The organism is Aminobacter aganoensis (genome assembly GCF_014206975.1).
Classification (GTDB): Bacteria; Pseudomonadota; Alphaproteobacteria; order Rhizobiales; family Rhizobiaceae; genus Aminobacter; species Aminobacter aganoensis.
This window is the reverse complement of sequence record NZ_JACHOU010000001.1, coordinates 121,962-135,316: the sequence shown is the minus strand read 5'-3', so window position 1 is coordinate 135,316 and position 13,355 is coordinate 121,962. Positions and strand designations below refer to the sequence as shown.

Annotated in this window: 12 protein-coding genes; 5 read left to right on the top strand and 7 right to left on the bottom strand. The window is 62.6% G+C overall.

The genetic code is table 11. The annotated features are described in order from the left end of the window. The first annotated feature begins 10 nt into the window (after positions 1-10). The 4 genes from metG to GGR00_RS00655 are packed head-to-tail and all read left to right on the top strand — an operon-like array spanning position 11 to position 3,488. Positions 11-1,552 carry a methionine--tRNA ligase gene (gene metG / locus GGR00_RS00670; RefSeq protein WP_055976566.1) on the top strand — a complete coding sequence of 514 codons (1,542 nt, stop codon included), beginning with the start codon at positions 11-13 and terminating at the stop codon, positions 1,550-1,552. A gap of 12 nt (positions 1,553-1,564) precedes the next feature. After that, positions 1,565-2,347: a TatD family hydrolase gene (locus tag GGR00_RS00665; protein WP_184697117.1), complete on the top strand. Its 783-nt coding sequence runs from the start codon at positions 1,565-1,567 to the stop codon at positions 2,345-2,347. After that, a complete protein-coding gene (locus tag GGR00_RS00660; RefSeq protein ID WP_055976560.1) occupies positions 2,347-3,162 on the top strand; it encodes an MBL fold metallo-hydrolase in 816 nt (271 codons plus the stop codon). The genes GGR00_RS00665 and GGR00_RS00660 overlap by 1 nt, the downstream gene beginning before the upstream one ends. Before the next feature lie 5 nt (positions 3,163-3,167). Beyond that, complete coding sequence (locus GGR00_RS00655; protein WP_184697113.1) at positions 3,168-3,488, top strand: hypothetical protein; 321 nt, start codon at positions 3,168-3,170, stop codon at positions 3,486-3,488. 84 nt (positions 3,489-3,572) lie between these two features. Here GGR00_RS00655 and GGR00_RS00650 read toward each other — a convergent pair whose 3' ends face one another. Both GGR00_RS00650 and GGR00_RS00645 read right to left on the bottom strand, forming a co-directional pair. Next, on the bottom strand, positions 3,573-4,655 hold the full coding sequence (locus GGR00_RS00650) for a 2Fe-2S iron-sulfur cluster-binding protein (protein WP_184697110.1): 1,083 nt from the start codon (positions 4,653-4,655) through the stop codon (positions 3,573-3,575). Positions 4,656-4,720: 65 nt separating this feature from the next. After that, positions 4,721-6,049: an aromatic ring-hydroxylating oxygenase subunit alpha gene (locus tag GGR00_RS00645; RefSeq protein WP_082496603.1), complete on the bottom strand. Its 1,329-nt coding sequence runs from the start codon at positions 6,047-6,049 to the stop codon at positions 4,721-4,723. Positions 6,050-6,186: 137 nt separating this feature from the next. On the opposite strand from GGR00_RS00645, the gene GGR00_RS00640 reads away from it, so the two are divergent. Further along, positions 6,187-7,101, top strand: coding sequence for a LysR family transcriptional regulator (locus GGR00_RS00640; RefSeq protein ID WP_055976549.1), 915 nt, complete (start codon positions 6,187-6,189; stop codon positions 7,099-7,101). A gap of 58 nt (positions 7,102-7,159) precedes the next feature. Here GGR00_RS00640 and GGR00_RS00635 read toward each other — a convergent pair whose 3' ends face one another. The 5 genes from GGR00_RS00635 to GGR00_RS00615 form a co-directional block, all read right to left on the bottom strand. Continuing rightward, positions 7,160-8,749: an ABC transporter substrate-binding protein gene (locus tag GGR00_RS00635; RefSeq protein WP_184697107.1), complete on the bottom strand. Its 1,590-nt coding sequence runs from the start codon at positions 8,747-8,749 to the stop codon at positions 7,160-7,162. 105 nt (positions 8,750-8,854) lie between these two features. Further along, positions 8,855-9,859 (bottom strand): dipeptidase, encoded by a 1,005-nt coding sequence (locus GGR00_RS00630; RefSeq protein ID WP_184697104.1) that lies wholly within the window; start codon positions 9,857-9,859, stop codon positions 8,855-8,857. Next, positions 9,856-11,511 carry an ABC transporter ATP-binding protein gene (locus GGR00_RS00625; RefSeq protein WP_184697100.1) on the bottom strand — a complete coding sequence of 552 codons (1,656 nt, stop codon included), beginning with the start codon at positions 11,509-11,511 and terminating at the stop codon, positions 9,856-9,858. The genes GGR00_RS00630 and GGR00_RS00625 overlap by 4 nt, the downstream gene beginning before the upstream one ends. Next, positions 11,504-12,331, bottom strand: coding sequence for an ABC transporter permease (locus tag GGR00_RS00620; protein WP_184697097.1), 828 nt, complete (start codon positions 12,329-12,331; stop codon positions 11,504-11,506). The genes GGR00_RS00625 and GGR00_RS00620 overlap by 8 nt, the downstream gene beginning before the upstream one ends. Further along, positions 12,328-13,353 (bottom strand): ABC transporter permease, encoded by a 1,026-nt coding sequence (locus GGR00_RS00615; RefSeq protein ID WP_184697094.1) that lies wholly within the window; start codon positions 13,351-13,353, stop codon positions 12,328-12,330. The genes GGR00_RS00620 and GGR00_RS00615 overlap by 4 nt, the downstream gene beginning before the upstream one ends. Between the last annotated feature and the right edge of the window lie 2 nt (positions 13,354-13,355).

Below are 13,355 nucleotides of genomic sequence, written 5' to 3'. Positions count from 1 at the left end.
ACGGCCATCCATGTCCCGCGAAAAATTCTACATCACCACCGCAATCTCCTATCCCAACGGCAAGCCGCATATCGGCCATGCCTATGAGCTGATTGCCACCGACGCGCTTGCCCGCTTCCAGCGCCACGACGGCAAGGATGTGTTCTTCCTCACCGGTACCGACGAGCACGGCATCAAGATGCTGCAGACGGCCAACCGGGAGGGCATTTCCGCGCGTGAGCTTGCCGACCGTAATTCGTATGAATTCAAGAAGATGGCAACGCTTCTGAATGCATCGAACGATGACTTCATCCGCACCACCGAAGAGCGCCACTACGCGGCATCGCAGGCGATCTGGAAGGCGATGGCCGATCGCGGCGACATCTACAAGAGCAGCTACGCCGGCTGGTATTCGGTGCGCGACGAGGCCTATTACGGCGAAGAAGAGACCGAGGTCCGGCCAGACAACATCCGCTACGGCCCGCAGGGAACGCCGGTGGAATGGGTCGAGGAGGAGAGCTATTTCTTCCGCCTTTCCGCCTATCAGGACAAGCTGCTGGCGCTTTACGACAACCAGCCCGACTTCATCGGCCCCAACGAGCGCCGCAACGAGGTTGCGAGCTTCGTTCGCTCGGGGCTCAAGGACCTGTCGATCTCGCGCACGACCTTCGACTGGGGCGTGCCGGTGCCCGGCGACGACAAGCATGTGATGTATGTCTGGGTCGACGCGCTGACCAACTACATCACCGCCCTTGGCTATCCCGACACGAGCGCAGAGAAGTGGGCCTACTGGCCTGCCGTGCACATTATCGGCAAGGACATCGTGCGTTTCCATGCCGTCTACTGGCCGGCCTTCCTGATGTCCGCGGGTATCGAGCTGCCCAAGCGGGTGTTCGGCCACGGCTTCCTGTTCAACCGCGGCGAGAAGATGTCGAAGTCGCTCGGCAACGTCGTCGATCCGTTCACCATGGTCGAGCATTACGGCCTCGACCAGGTGCGCTACTTCCTGCTGCGCGAAGTGCCGTTCGGCCAGGACGGCAGCTACAGCCATGAGGCGATCGTCAACCGCACCAATGCCGATCTCGCCAACGACCTCGGCAACCTGGCGCAGCGCTCGCTGTCGATGATCGCCAAGAACTGCAACGGCGTGGTGCCGCAGCGTGGCGAACTGGCCGATGCCGACAAGGCGATCCTCGACCAGGCCACCGCTGCACTGGCCACCGCTCGCAAGGCAATGGCGGAGCAGGGGATCCACCACGCGCTGGCGGCGATCTTCGCCGTGGTCGCGGAAGCCAACCGCTACTTTGCCGCTCAGGAGCCCTGGGCGCTGAAGAAGACCGATCCGGCGCGCATGGAAACGGTGCTGTGGACGACCGCCGAGGTGATCCGGCGCGTCGGCATCATGTGCCAGCCCTTCATCCCGGGTTCGGCCTCGAAGCTGCTCGACCTGCTTGCCGTGACCGAGCGGGATTTTGTCCACGTCGATGCCGCGCATGCGCTGGTGTCGGGTGCGCCTCTGCCGGCGCCGCAGCCGGTGTTCCCGCGCTATGTAGAGCAGGCGGCGGAAAGCTGAGGCTGTCGAAAAATGCTGGTCGACAGTCACTGCCACCTCGATTTTCCCGACTTCGCCGAGGAGCGCGCGGAGATCATCGCGCGCGCCAAGGCGGCAGGCGTCGAACGCATGGTCACCATCTCGACGCGTGTCAGGAAGTTCGATCAAGTCCTTGCAATTGCTAAGGAATATGATGAAGTCTATTGCTCGGTCGGGACCCATCCGCACAATGCCGCCGAAGAACTCGACGTAACCGCAGCCGATCTCATCCGGCTGTCGGCGCATCCGAAAGTCGTGGCCATCGGCGAGGCGGGTCTCGATTACCACTACGACAAGTCGCCGCGTGATGCCCAGGCAAAGGGCCTGCGGGTCCATATCGCGGCTGCGCGCGAGACCGGCTTGCCGCTGGTGATCCACGCTCGCAGCGCCGACGAGGACATGGCGGCGATCCTCAGGGAAGAATCAGGGAAGGGCGCGTTCCCCTTCATCCTGCATTGCTTTTCCTCGGGCGCCGAGCTTGCACGCATTGGCGTCGAGCTTGGCGGCTACGTCTCGTTCTCGGGCATCGTGACCTTCAAGAATTCCGGCGAGTTGCGCGACATCGCCAAGGAGGTGCCGCGCGACCGGCTATTGGTCGAAACGGATGCGCCGTATCTTGCGCCGATCCCGCATCGCGGCAAGCGCAACGAACCGGCCTACGTCGCCAACACCGCCGCCGTGCTTGCCGAGACCATCGGCGTGAGCGCTGCCGAGATCGCCGACATCACCACGGCCAATTTCTTCAGGCTGTTCACCAAGATGCCGAAGCCGGTCTGATGCCGGATACGCTGCGCCTCACCATCCTGGGCTGCGGCTCGTCGCCAGGCACGCCGCGCATCACCGGCGACTGGGGCGCCTGCGATCCGGCAAACCCGAAGAACCGGCGCATGCGCGCGGCGGCCATGGTCGAGCGCATTTCGGCTTCCGGCACGACGCGCGTGATCATCGATACGGGACCGGATTTCCGCACCCAGATGCTGGCCGCCGGCGTCAGCCGCATCGATGCCGTGGTCTACACGCATCCGCATGCCGACCACATCCACGGCATCGACGATCTCCGGGGCTACGTGCTCGAGCGCGGCAGGCTGATCGACATCCATGCCGACGACTTCACGCTCGGGCGGCTGAAACTGGCCTTCGGCTATTGCATCGAAACGCCGCCGGGAAGCTCGTATCCGCCCATCGTGCGGCCGAGCGTGATCGAACACGACAAGCCGTTCACGATAGCGGGAGAGGGGGGCCCCCTCACCTTTTTGCCGCTGCCGCAGGTCCATGGCGACATCGTTTCGCTCGGTTTCCGCGTCGGGACGATCGCCTATTGCTCGGATGTCAGCGACTTCCCGGAAGCCACGGTGGCGCGCATGGACGGCCTGGATCTCCTGGTCGTCGACGCGCTGCAATACAAGCCGCATGTCAGCCATCTGTCGCTGTCGGAGGCGCTGCAATGGATCGAGCGGCTGAAGCCCAGGCGCGCGGTGTTGACTCACATGCACGTGCCGCTGGACTATGCGACTGTCATGTCGGCAACGCCGGCACATGTCGAGCCCGCATATGATGGCATGGCGATGGAAGTTACATATATTTCAAAGTGATATTGATGAACGATAAGGCCGCTCGGAAGAGGCTCGCGCGTGGGCTCTTCATTGCCATCGCACTGCTGATTGTTACCTTCGACTATGTCTGGAACCAGCCCCACGCGGCACTCGTCGCGGCATGGCTGGTAATGGCGTTGGTGCCGCTGCTGGCGGTTGCGTATCAGTGTGCTCTCGGCTTTGTGCGCGCACTTGGCTCACCCAAGGCAGACGGGAGCCTCGATACAGTCTTCTGGATCGTCTTTCTCGCTGTTCCGTCGGTTCTTTGGGGCGTCTATTGGGTGTGCTCGTATTTGCGGTACTTACTGACCGGTCATATGCTTTAGTTCCATAATCTATCTTATGCGATCATTGTATGTCCCTCCATCGTCGCGCGGTAGCGACGCGATTGTTGTGAATGGCAGCACACATCAAAAGGCAGCGTCGTAGTCTACGACAACCCCATCAGGTCCCGGTCGCGACTGGCACGTGAGCACGAAGCCCGCCTCTCGCTCCCAGGGTTCAAGAGCGGCTTGCGAGATGGTGTCGGCAAATCCATCAACCAACTTGGCGACGCAGGAACCGCATGTGCCTCCGCCACAGGAATATGGCACGTTGATGCCGGACCGGCCGGCGGCGTCGACGATCGTTTCTGCCGGGCGCGCGTCGATGACGAAGCTGCGCCCGTCCAATCGGATTTCGATCTGGCGAGGTGGCTCATCTGCCTCCTGTGCGCGCCCAGGCGAAGCCGAAACTGGAGCGACCACGGCATGAAAGGATTCGGCGTGGATGCTGCCTGGCGACAGGCCAGCCACATGCAGGGATGCGCTCAGATGCGAAACCATGTCGGGCGGCCCGCACAGCAGCGCGTGATCGATGGCTGAGATCGGCATGGCGCATTCGCCAAGGACGGCGGCAAGCTTTACGCCATCAATTCTCCCCTCCAGAAGCCCTGCCCCAACCGGCTCGCGCGAAAGAACATGGCGCACCACAAGACGGGGCGCGAAATCCTCGGCAAGCTTGTCTATCTGGCTTCGAAAGAGGATGTCCTGCTTTCTCCGGTTGCCGCAGACAAGGACAAACTGGCTGTGGGGTTCGCGGGCAAGCACTGTTCTTGCAATCGACAGAACCGGCGTGATGCCGGAGCCGACGACGACAGCAAGGAAAACCCGATCATTCTTGCGTGCCGGCGGCACGATGAAGCGCCCCCTCGGCTGCGCCACGCCGAGGATGCTGCCAGCTTCCAGGCCGCGATTGGCGAAAGTCGAGAAACGCCCACCCTCGATCCGTTTTACCGCCACGCGGATCTCGCCGTCGTCCAACCCCGAACAGATCGAATAGGAGCGCCTTACCGGCTCGCCATCGATCTCGGCTTCCAAGGTGAGGTATTGGCCGGGGGTAAAGGCAAAACGCCCGGCCAATGCCTTGGGAATATCGAAGACGAGAGAAACCGCATCAGCCGTTTCGCGGCGGACTTGGCTCAAGGTCAATCGGTGCAGCATGTCGACAGCCATTGCTCCTTGCGCGGGGAGCGGCAGCAAACCGCCCGCCCCTTGCATCCCCGCATTTGCGGTTGCTCTCAGGCCGTTTCCGAGGTCGCGGGCATCACATACCCCCTGCTCGGCCGCTGCCTCCGCGGCGCCACGGCCGGACGCTCACCGGTAATGAGGTGCCGCATGTTGGAGAGATATACCTCGACGAAAGAGGCTGTCTGGGTCTCCAGCGCGGTGTAGGGGCCGGGCCTGTAGGCCCTTGAGGCAACGCCATCGGCATTGTGTTCGGTGATCGTCTTGTCTTGCACGGTCGTCACGTCCCACATCCACGTAATGGCATCGACATCGATGCCGGCATCCGCGTCCGCGTCGACGAGCCAGGTCAGGATGACGTCGGTTTCCGTCGGACCGCGCGGTATCATCTGAAACAACGTGACGTAGTCGTTCGCCGAACTTACGAACGACATCCGTCCGAGCAGGAACCCGGTCTCGCCACCATCATAGGATGTGCGCCCACCCATCAGGCACGAGACGGGCTGGCCATCGTCGGAAAGGGTCATGCGGCCGGGACCGATCGGCTTGCGGTACATGCCATACGGGGCCGTGTCGATATCTCCGGATTCCCATGCCCCCTTGTTGAATTCGGCGTCACCAATGACGCTATGCCAGGCTTCAAGTTCCTCCTGCCATTGTACTGCCTTGTCCTCGTCGCGCATGGCGGTGACCTTCACATGGGCGTTGACCCTGAAGTATTCCGGATGCGCCGGCCGGCAGTGATAGCATTCGCTGAAATTCTCGAGCACCAGCTTCCAGTTGGCCTTGGTCGGATATGTCTTGCGGGCCGCGATGCGCGCCCGGTCGATGCCGTTCTGGCGCAATCCGTCGATCAGCGCATCGGCGACAGGCTGGACATCGGGCAGGCAGGCCTTGTCAAGCCCGCACAGCACAAGGCCGCCGATGCATTTCGACGGGACGCGATGCAGACCGAGCGCTTCGGGGTCGACACCCTCCGGAAGATCCTGCCGGGTCTGCAACTCCCCGGTCAGCCTGAAAGACCAGGCATGGTACGGGCAGACCAAAAGCCTGCTGCGACCATCCTTGGTGCACAGGCGCGAGCCGCGATGAGTGCAGACATTGTAGTAGGCCGCGATGTCGTCTTCGCCGTCGCCAAAACGAACCACGATGATTTCTTCGTCAAAAAGCTGCCGCACGATGTAGCGCCCCTTCTCCGGCACCTCGCTGGCATGGGCCACCAGCGACCATTCCCTCGGGAACAGCAGTTCGCGCTCCAACTCATAGACGGCAGGGTCGACATAAAACGGCTGCTCAAGTGACCAGTTGGGGCGGCTGCGATCGATCAAACCGACGATCTTGGCGCGGTCAGGGTGAAGTCCGTTTGTTGTCGCAGCTGACACCTGGCAACTCCTTCGATCTGAATTTGTTATGACTCTCAGTCAGGAAATTGCGAGATATCTTGTTTTATTGCAAATATGTAAGCGGCATCTTATCATAACAAAAAGGCATTCTTTGCGAGACAAACTGGCGCCCAACCATGAAGACATTGAAGACCTCGGTGCCGCTTCTCAATGCCATGGTGGTGTTCGAATCGGCCGCGCGGAATGGCGGGCTCACGGCGGCAGCGGAAGAGCTCAACATCGCGCAGTCAGCGGTCAGCCGTCATGTCGCCAACCTCGAGCGCCAGCTGTCCCTCACCCTTTTCGCTCGCAAGGGCAACCGGGTCTTCCTGACCGAAGCCGGCAGCACGCTTGCCGAAGCGATCCGCGACGGGCTGGGCACCATACGTGACGCGGTAGAGCGACTGCAGCTTCCGGACCGGGACACATTTGTGGTCGGCTGCAGCTTCGACATAGCCCAAATGTGGCTGATGCCCCGCTTCGACCTGGTGGCGTCACGTGTTCCCAATGGCCAGGTGATGTTGCTGACATCCAACGACTACAAGGACTTCGACCAAGCCGATGTGGCACTGTCGATACGGTTTGGAACCCCTGAGGATTGGCCGGGACTGGCTGCCAGGAAGCTGTTCGACGGAGAATGGTTCCCGGTCTGCTCGCCAGCCTTTCTGGCGCGGCATCCGCTTGCGTCGGGGTTTCCGCAGGCGTTCCTCGACATCCCTCTCCTGCACCTGATCACCCAGCCCGGAGCCGTCGACAGCTGGCAGTCGTGGATCGGCACCGATCGGACCCTCGATGGACCGCGGTTCACCAGCTATCTGGCGATGATGCATGAGACCATCGCCGGGCGGGGCGCTGCCCTCGCCTGGGCCGGCTTCGTCGAGGAACATCTGCGGCTTGGCCAACTGGTGCGCCTGACCAGCACGTCGCGGCGGCACCGCGGGTCGTTCTACATAGTGACGCGCACGAAAACGGGCCCGGCCATCCAGGCAGTCGTACAAGCACTTGTCGGCTCCGTCACTGACGGAGCACCTGCAGAGCTAGGGTGCAACTGAGGCCGAACTGGTTGCGCAGCAAGTGCTGCGCAACCTTGGTCAATCGGCGCCTGCCCGGCTACGCCTCCAGCCAGGCGCGCGATGCGACGTAGCCGTTCGACAGATCGTTGCCGACATCGTGGACGTAGCCCTTGAGCTGCTTCGTGGCGGCAAGGAGGTGGTCGTTGAAGACCGGGATGATCGACCCGCCTTCATCGCGCACCATCACTGCCGCGGCATGATAGAGCTCGTTGCGTTTGGCTTCGTCGGCCTCGACGCGAGCCTGCTTGATCAGCGTGTCGAAGTCAGGCCGATTGAAATTGGTCTCGTTGGCAGGCGAGTCCGAGACGTGCTCGGTCGAATACATCAAATCCTGGGACAGGCGGCTGCCGTAGTAAGACATGCAGAACGGAGTTGCGCGCCAGACATTGGTCCAGTAGCCATCCGCGGGTTCGCGCTTCACCTCGATGGCAATGCCAGCCTTCTTGGCGCTTTCCTGATACAGCAACGCGCCGTCGACGGCGCCGGCGTAGACACCCTCGGACGTTCTGAGCACGATCGGCCCGTCATGACCGGACTTCTTGAAGTGGAAGGCAGCCTTGTCCGGATCGTAACTGCGCTGCTCGATATCGGCCGGGAAGTGCGGGTAGCTGGAATTGATCGGGAAATCATTGCCGATCGTGCCGTAGCCGCCAAGAACGGTCTGCAGCATGGCTTCCCGGTCGATGGCATATTTGAGGGCGAGCCGCAGGTCGTTGTTGTCGAACGGTGCCTTGTCGACCTGCATCGGAAAAGTGTAGTGGCCGCGGCTCGGCGTGTTCAGGATCTGCACGCCCGGCGCCCGCTTGAGAAGCGGAACGGTCTTGGCGCTGACGCTGTTGATGAGATGGACACGTCCGGCCGAAACCGCCGCGATGCGGGCGGTTGGGTCGTTCATCGCGATGATCTCGAAGCTGTCGACATAGCCGCGCTCGCGCCAGTCGTTCTTGTTCTTCTCAAACAGCGCCCGCACACCCGGTTCGAAACTGACCAGCTTGTATGGACCCGTCCCGACGCCCTCGCCCGGGTTGTCGTAACCGCCGTTCGGCTGGATCACCAGATGATAGGCGGTGAAGATCAACGGCAGGTCGACATTGCTCTCGGAGAGCTTCACGACAAGATCATTGCCGCTGCCCTCGATCGAGGTGATCGCCCGCAGAAAGCCGAGCGCGCCCGAACGCGACTTCTCATCGCTGTGGCGCTGCAGCGTTTTGACGACGTCGTCGACAGTGAGCTTCTTGCCGTTGTGGAACTGGACGTCGTTGCGGATCTTGAAGGTCCAGGTCTTGGAATTGTCGGAGGACTCCCAGCTCTCGGCGATGGAAGGTACAGCCCTGCCGGTCACCGGATCGCTTTCGACCAGGTGGTCGCCGAAGCTGCGGGCAAGGCAGAAGGCGATGGCACTGATGTAGGCGGCCGGGTCGAGGGAATCGGTGGACGATCCGCCATCGAGACCGAGCTTGAGATGGCCGCCCTTGATCGGCGTGCCGGCCTGCTCGGCCTGGGCCCATGCAGTGCCCATCCCACTGCCCAGCAGCAGGCCCGCACCGATCGAGCCCTTGAGGAAATCGCGGCGGCTTGCCGCGAGGTCCATTCCGAAAAGTCCCGGTTTCTTCATAACTCTCCCCATTGTTTGATCTGACGAATTCAACTGGATAGGTTCAGCACAGGCCCTGCGGCGGGCACGCGGCGTTCGAATCGGCATCTGCCGGGACACGTCCTGAGAGCTGGTCCGCTATTTCCAGACCTGGCGCGCGAGGCGCAGGAAATTGTCGCCCAAGACCCCGCGCACCGTCCCGTCGGAATGGCCGCGTCGAAGAAGAATTTCGGTCATCTCGGCGAGTTGCGCAGGCTCGGCGTAGACGGTGGGTGTCGTGCCGTATCCCTCGCTCAGCGGCCAGAACTGAGGATTCGCCGCCAAAATCTCCTGGATGCCCGCCATGTCCACTGGGAAAGCGTAGTCGAGGCCGATGCCGACATGCGCCGGTCCGGCGACGTCGAGCAGATATTCGACATGGTCGGCCAGGCTGTCGGAACTGGCCTTGTCGTCGCCCAGGAATTTGCTGAGACCGACGATGCCGACGATGCCGCCCGTCTTTGCGCATGCCCTGATCTGGTCGTCGGTGATGTTGCGGCCATGGCTGCACAGAGCCTTGGGATTGGAATGCGAAAAGATGACCGGCCGGTCGGAATACTCCATCACATCCATGGTGGTGCGGTGACCGCAGTGGGTTACGTCGACGAACATGCCGAGACGGTTCATCTCATCGATCACCTGCCGGCCGAAAGCGGTCAGGCCGCTATCGTCGTCGTGGCAGCCGCCGCCGGCGAGATTGTTGCGATTGTAGGCGAACAGCATCTGGCGGACACCGAGATGGTGGTAGAACTCGACCATCTCGATGCGGCCGTCGAGCGCGTTCATGCCCTCGAGGTCGAAGGTGATGCCGAGCTTGCCCTGCGCCTTGGCCTGCAGCGCCTCGTCGGCACTGGTCACCAGCGTATAATGCTCGGGGTGGGCGTTGATCCAGCGACGGAAGGCGGCCAGCGTCCTGACCGTGTCCTGCCACGACATCAGGTCAAAGCCGACATCGATGGACAGATAGTTGACGCCGGCGTCGCGCCAGATCCGGAGATTGTTCAGGTCGGCGACCGGGTCGGGCATGAAGCCGGAATGCGTGTCCCAGACAAGTGCGTCGGCGTAGAGCTTCCGGGCTCGCTCGCTGATGGTCATCTCAGTCATGATCTCTCCAGTTCTATGGCTGCGCCGGGCACCTGGGGGACGGCACGGCGACCGTCCAGGACACGTTCCAACCAACCAATTTCCATTTCAGGCACCGACCTGAGCAGCAGGTCGGTGTAATCGTCGAAGGGCGGCGACAGCACCGCCGACTTGACGCCTTCGCGCACCACCTTGCCGCGATGCATGACCGCGACACGGTCGGCGATGGCACGCACGATGGCGATGTCGTGGGTGATGAACAGGTAAGAAACCGCGGTCTCCGCCTGCAGGCGCAGCAGCAGTTTCAGGATGCCCTCGGCTACCAGCGGATCGAGAGCCGACGTCGGCTCGTCGCACAGGATCAGCTCAGGCTTGGCGGCGAGCGCGCGGGCGATGGCGACCCGCTGTTTCTGTCCACCTGACAGCTCAGCCGGGAAACGGTCGAGGAACTGCGGACCCATCTCGATCTGGTCGAGCAGTTCCTTGACCCGCTCTGTCTTGGCCGTGCCGCGCATGCCGAAATAAAGCGTCAGCGGACGGCCGACGATGTCGCGGATCTTCTGCCGCGGGTTCATTGCCGTATCGGCCATCTGGTAGATCATCTGGATGCGCCGCAACTGCTCGCGTGAGCGGTCCTTGCGTGCCGGCGGCAACGCTGCACCGCTAAACGAGACCGTCCCAGCCTTCGGCGGCAAGAGGCCGGTTATGACGCGGGCCAGCGTCGACTTGCCCGAACCGGATTCGCCAACGACGGCGAGCGTCTGGCCCCTGGGCAGGACCAAGGATACATCGTGCAGGACATCCATCGCGGAATAGCCGGCCGTCATCCCGTCGACGCGCAGTTGTGCGTCGTCGGAGGGGCGCGCCTCCTGCCGCGTGGTCTGGCGGATGCTGACCAGGGCCCTGGTGTAGTCTGCGCGCGGTGCTTCGATGATCTGCCGCGTCGACCCGTATTCCACCGTCTTGCCGTGGCGCAGCACCATGATGTCGTCGGAAATCTGCGCCACCACGGCAAGATCATGCGTGATGTAGAGCGCTGCGGTCTGCGTCTCGACAATGGCGTGCTTGATTGCGGCGAGAACCTCGATCTGCGTGGTGACGTCGAGTGCCGTGGTCGGCTCGTCGAAAACGATGAGCTCCGGATTGGCGCACAGCGCCATGGCTGTCATGGCACGCTGGAGCTGACCGCCGGAAACCTGGTGCGGAAAACGCTCGCCGAAGGTATCGGGGTCAGGCAGGCCGAGGATGCCGAACAGATAGGCAGCCCGTTTCGTCGCCTCCGCCCGGGTCATGATGCCATGGCGGATGCTCGCTTCGATCACCTGCCGTCCGAGCTTGTGGGCCGGATTGAAGGCGGCGGCCGCCGACTGCGCGACATAAGCGACGCGCGCGCCGCGAACGGCGCGGATGCCGCGCAGCCCAAGCCTGGCGATGTCCTGCCCGTCGAGCAGGATTTGTCCGCTTTCAATACGCACCCCGCCCCTGCCATATGCCAGCGCCGACAGCCCGATCGTCGACTTGCCGGCACCCGACTCGCCGATGAGGCCGAGCACCCTGCCCTTGCCGACGTCGAACGAAACATCGTCGACCAGCACCAGATTGGTCGCGCTGCCATCGGTCTGGCGTGCGGTGACCTCGATACGCAGATTCTTGACGGACAGCATCTCAGGCATTGTCGCGCGCGCCCTTCAGGCTGGACGTGGTGTTGATCAGCCAATCGACGACGAGGTTCACGCAGACGACGAGGAAGGCGATGGCAGCACCCGGCGTGAGCGACGCCGAGACACCAAAGATGATGCCGTCCTTGTTGTCCTTGACCATGCCGCCCCAGTCGGCGATGGGCGGCTGGATGCCGAGCCCCAGGAACGAGAGTGTCGACAAGAACAGGATCGAGAAGGCGAAACGCAGACCGAACTCGCCCAGCAGCGGGGCCAGCGTGTTGGGCAGGATCTCGCGGAAGATGATCCAGAGCTTGCCTTCGCCACGCAGCCATGCGGCCTCGACGAAATCCATGACGCTGACATCGAGGGCGACGGCGCGGCCGATGCGATAGACCCGCGTCGAGTCGATGACGGCCATGACGACGATCAGGATCCAGATGTTCTGTGGCAGCACCGCAAGCACGACCAGCGCCAGGATGAGTGCGGGGACCGACATCAGAAGATCGTTCAGTCGCGACAGCACCTGATCGACCACGCCGCCAGAGACCACTGCCGTGAAGCTCAAGAACATGCCGATCGAAAACGAGATCACCGTTGCCGACAGCGCCACGAACAGCGTTGCCCGCGCGCCGTAGATCAGTCGCGACAGCAGATCGCGGCCAAGGTTGTCGGTGCCGAGCAGGAAGTCGCCGCCCATCGGCGCCCAGACTTCGCCGACAATGGCGCTTTCGTCGTAGGGCGCGATGATCGGAGCGAAGATGGCGCAGGCAAAGACGAACAGTATGCCCGCAAGGCCGATCCGCGCGCTGATTGGCATTGATCGCAATGTCATCGTGGATGCCTCAGTCGTGGATTGGCCAGGATCGAGACGATGTCGGCGACCATGTTGAGCACGATGTACAAGGCAGCGAAGATGAGCCCGCAGCCCTGAACGACGGGCATGTCGCGCACCGTCACGGCATCCACCATGTACTGGCCGATGCCGGGGTAGACGAACACCACCTCGACGACGACGACGCCGACGACGAGCGCGGCAAGATTGAGCGCAATCACGGTCACGACCGGCGCGACCGCGTTGGGCGCGGCGTGCTCGGCAATGATGCGCAATGCTGAAAGCCCCTTGAGTTCGGCGGTCTCGACATAAGGCGATGACATGACGTTCATGATCGCCGAGCGGGTCATGCGCATCATGTGCGCCAGCACGACGATGACCAGAGTCATCACGGGCAACACTATCGTTGCAAGCCGCTCGCCAAGCCCCATGCCGTCATAGACAGTGGCCGGGAAGGACGCGAAACCGAGCTGGACCGTGAAGAACTGGATCAGCAGATAGCCGATGAAGAATTCGGGCAACGAGATCGCGGCCAAAGACAGGAGGCTGATGACCCTGTCGGGGATGCGGTTGCGGTAGAGCACCGCGACCATGCCAAGTGCCAATGCCAACGGGATGGCGATGAGCGCTGCAACGCCTGCAAGCAGGAGCGAATTGCCGAGCCGCTTCCATATCTGGTCGCCGACCGAGTTGCGATTGGACCAGGAGGTGCCGAAGTCGCCCTGGGCGATGCCGCCGAGCCAGCTGAGGTACCGCTCGGCCATCGGACGATCGAGACCAAGTTCCTCGCGAATGTTGGCGATGGCCTGAGGCGTGGCGTCCTGTCCGAGATAGGTCGACGCGAAATCACCCGGCAAGGCCTCGACGCCGCCGAAGATCAGCATCGATGCCGCGATCAGCAACCCGAAGCCAAGGAGAATGCGGCGCGCGACCAGCCGTCCGAGCGAATTGCCCCGGCGTGCCTGCCGGACGGCGGATGGCACCGGCCTGACCGAGGCCGGCTCTTCGATGGACGATGTCATCG

Bases quoted from the DNA above. Each gene is read 5' to 3' on its own strand.
- metG (WP_055976566.1), top strand. From the start codon at position 11: ATGTCCCGCGAAAAATTCTACATCACCACCGCAATCTCCTATCCCAAC.
- GGR00_RS00665 (WP_184697117.1), top strand. From the start codon at position 1,565: ATGCTGGTCGACAGTCACTGCCACCTCGATTTTCCCGACTTCGCCGAG.
- GGR00_RS00660 (WP_055976560.1), top strand. From the start codon at position 2,347: ATGCCGGATACGCTGCGCCTCACCATCCTGGGCTGCGGCTCGTCGCCA.
- GGR00_RS00655 (WP_184697113.1), top strand. From the start codon at position 3,168: ATGAACGATAAGGCCGCTCGGAAGAGGCTCGCGCGTGGGCTCTTCATT.
- GGR00_RS00650 (WP_184697110.1), bottom strand. From the start codon at position 4,655: ATGGCTGTCGACATGCTGCACCGATTGACCTTGAGCCAAGTCCGCCGC.
- GGR00_RS00640 (WP_055976549.1), top strand. From the start codon at position 6,187: ATGAAGACATTGAAGACCTCGGTGCCGCTTCTCAATGCCATGGTGGTG.
- GGR00_RS00635 (WP_184697107.1), bottom strand. From the start codon at position 8,749: ATGGGGAGAGTTATGAAGAAACCGGGACTTTTCGGAATGGACCTCGCG.
- GGR00_RS00630 (WP_184697104.1), bottom strand. From the start codon at position 9,859: ATGACTGAGATGACCATCAGCGAGCGAGCCCGGAAGCTCTACGCCGAC.
- GGR00_RS00625 (WP_184697100.1), bottom strand. From the start codon at position 11,511: ATGCCTGAGATGCTGTCCGTCAAGAATCTGCGTATCGAGGTCACCGCA.
- GGR00_RS00620 (WP_184697097.1), bottom strand. From the start codon at position 12,331: ATGACATTGCGATCAATGCCAATCAGCGCGCGGATCGGCCTTGCGGGC.
- GGR00_RS00615 (WP_184697094.1), bottom strand. From the start codon at position 13,353: ATGACATCGTCCATCGAAGAGCCGGCCTCGGTCAGGCCGGTGCCATCC.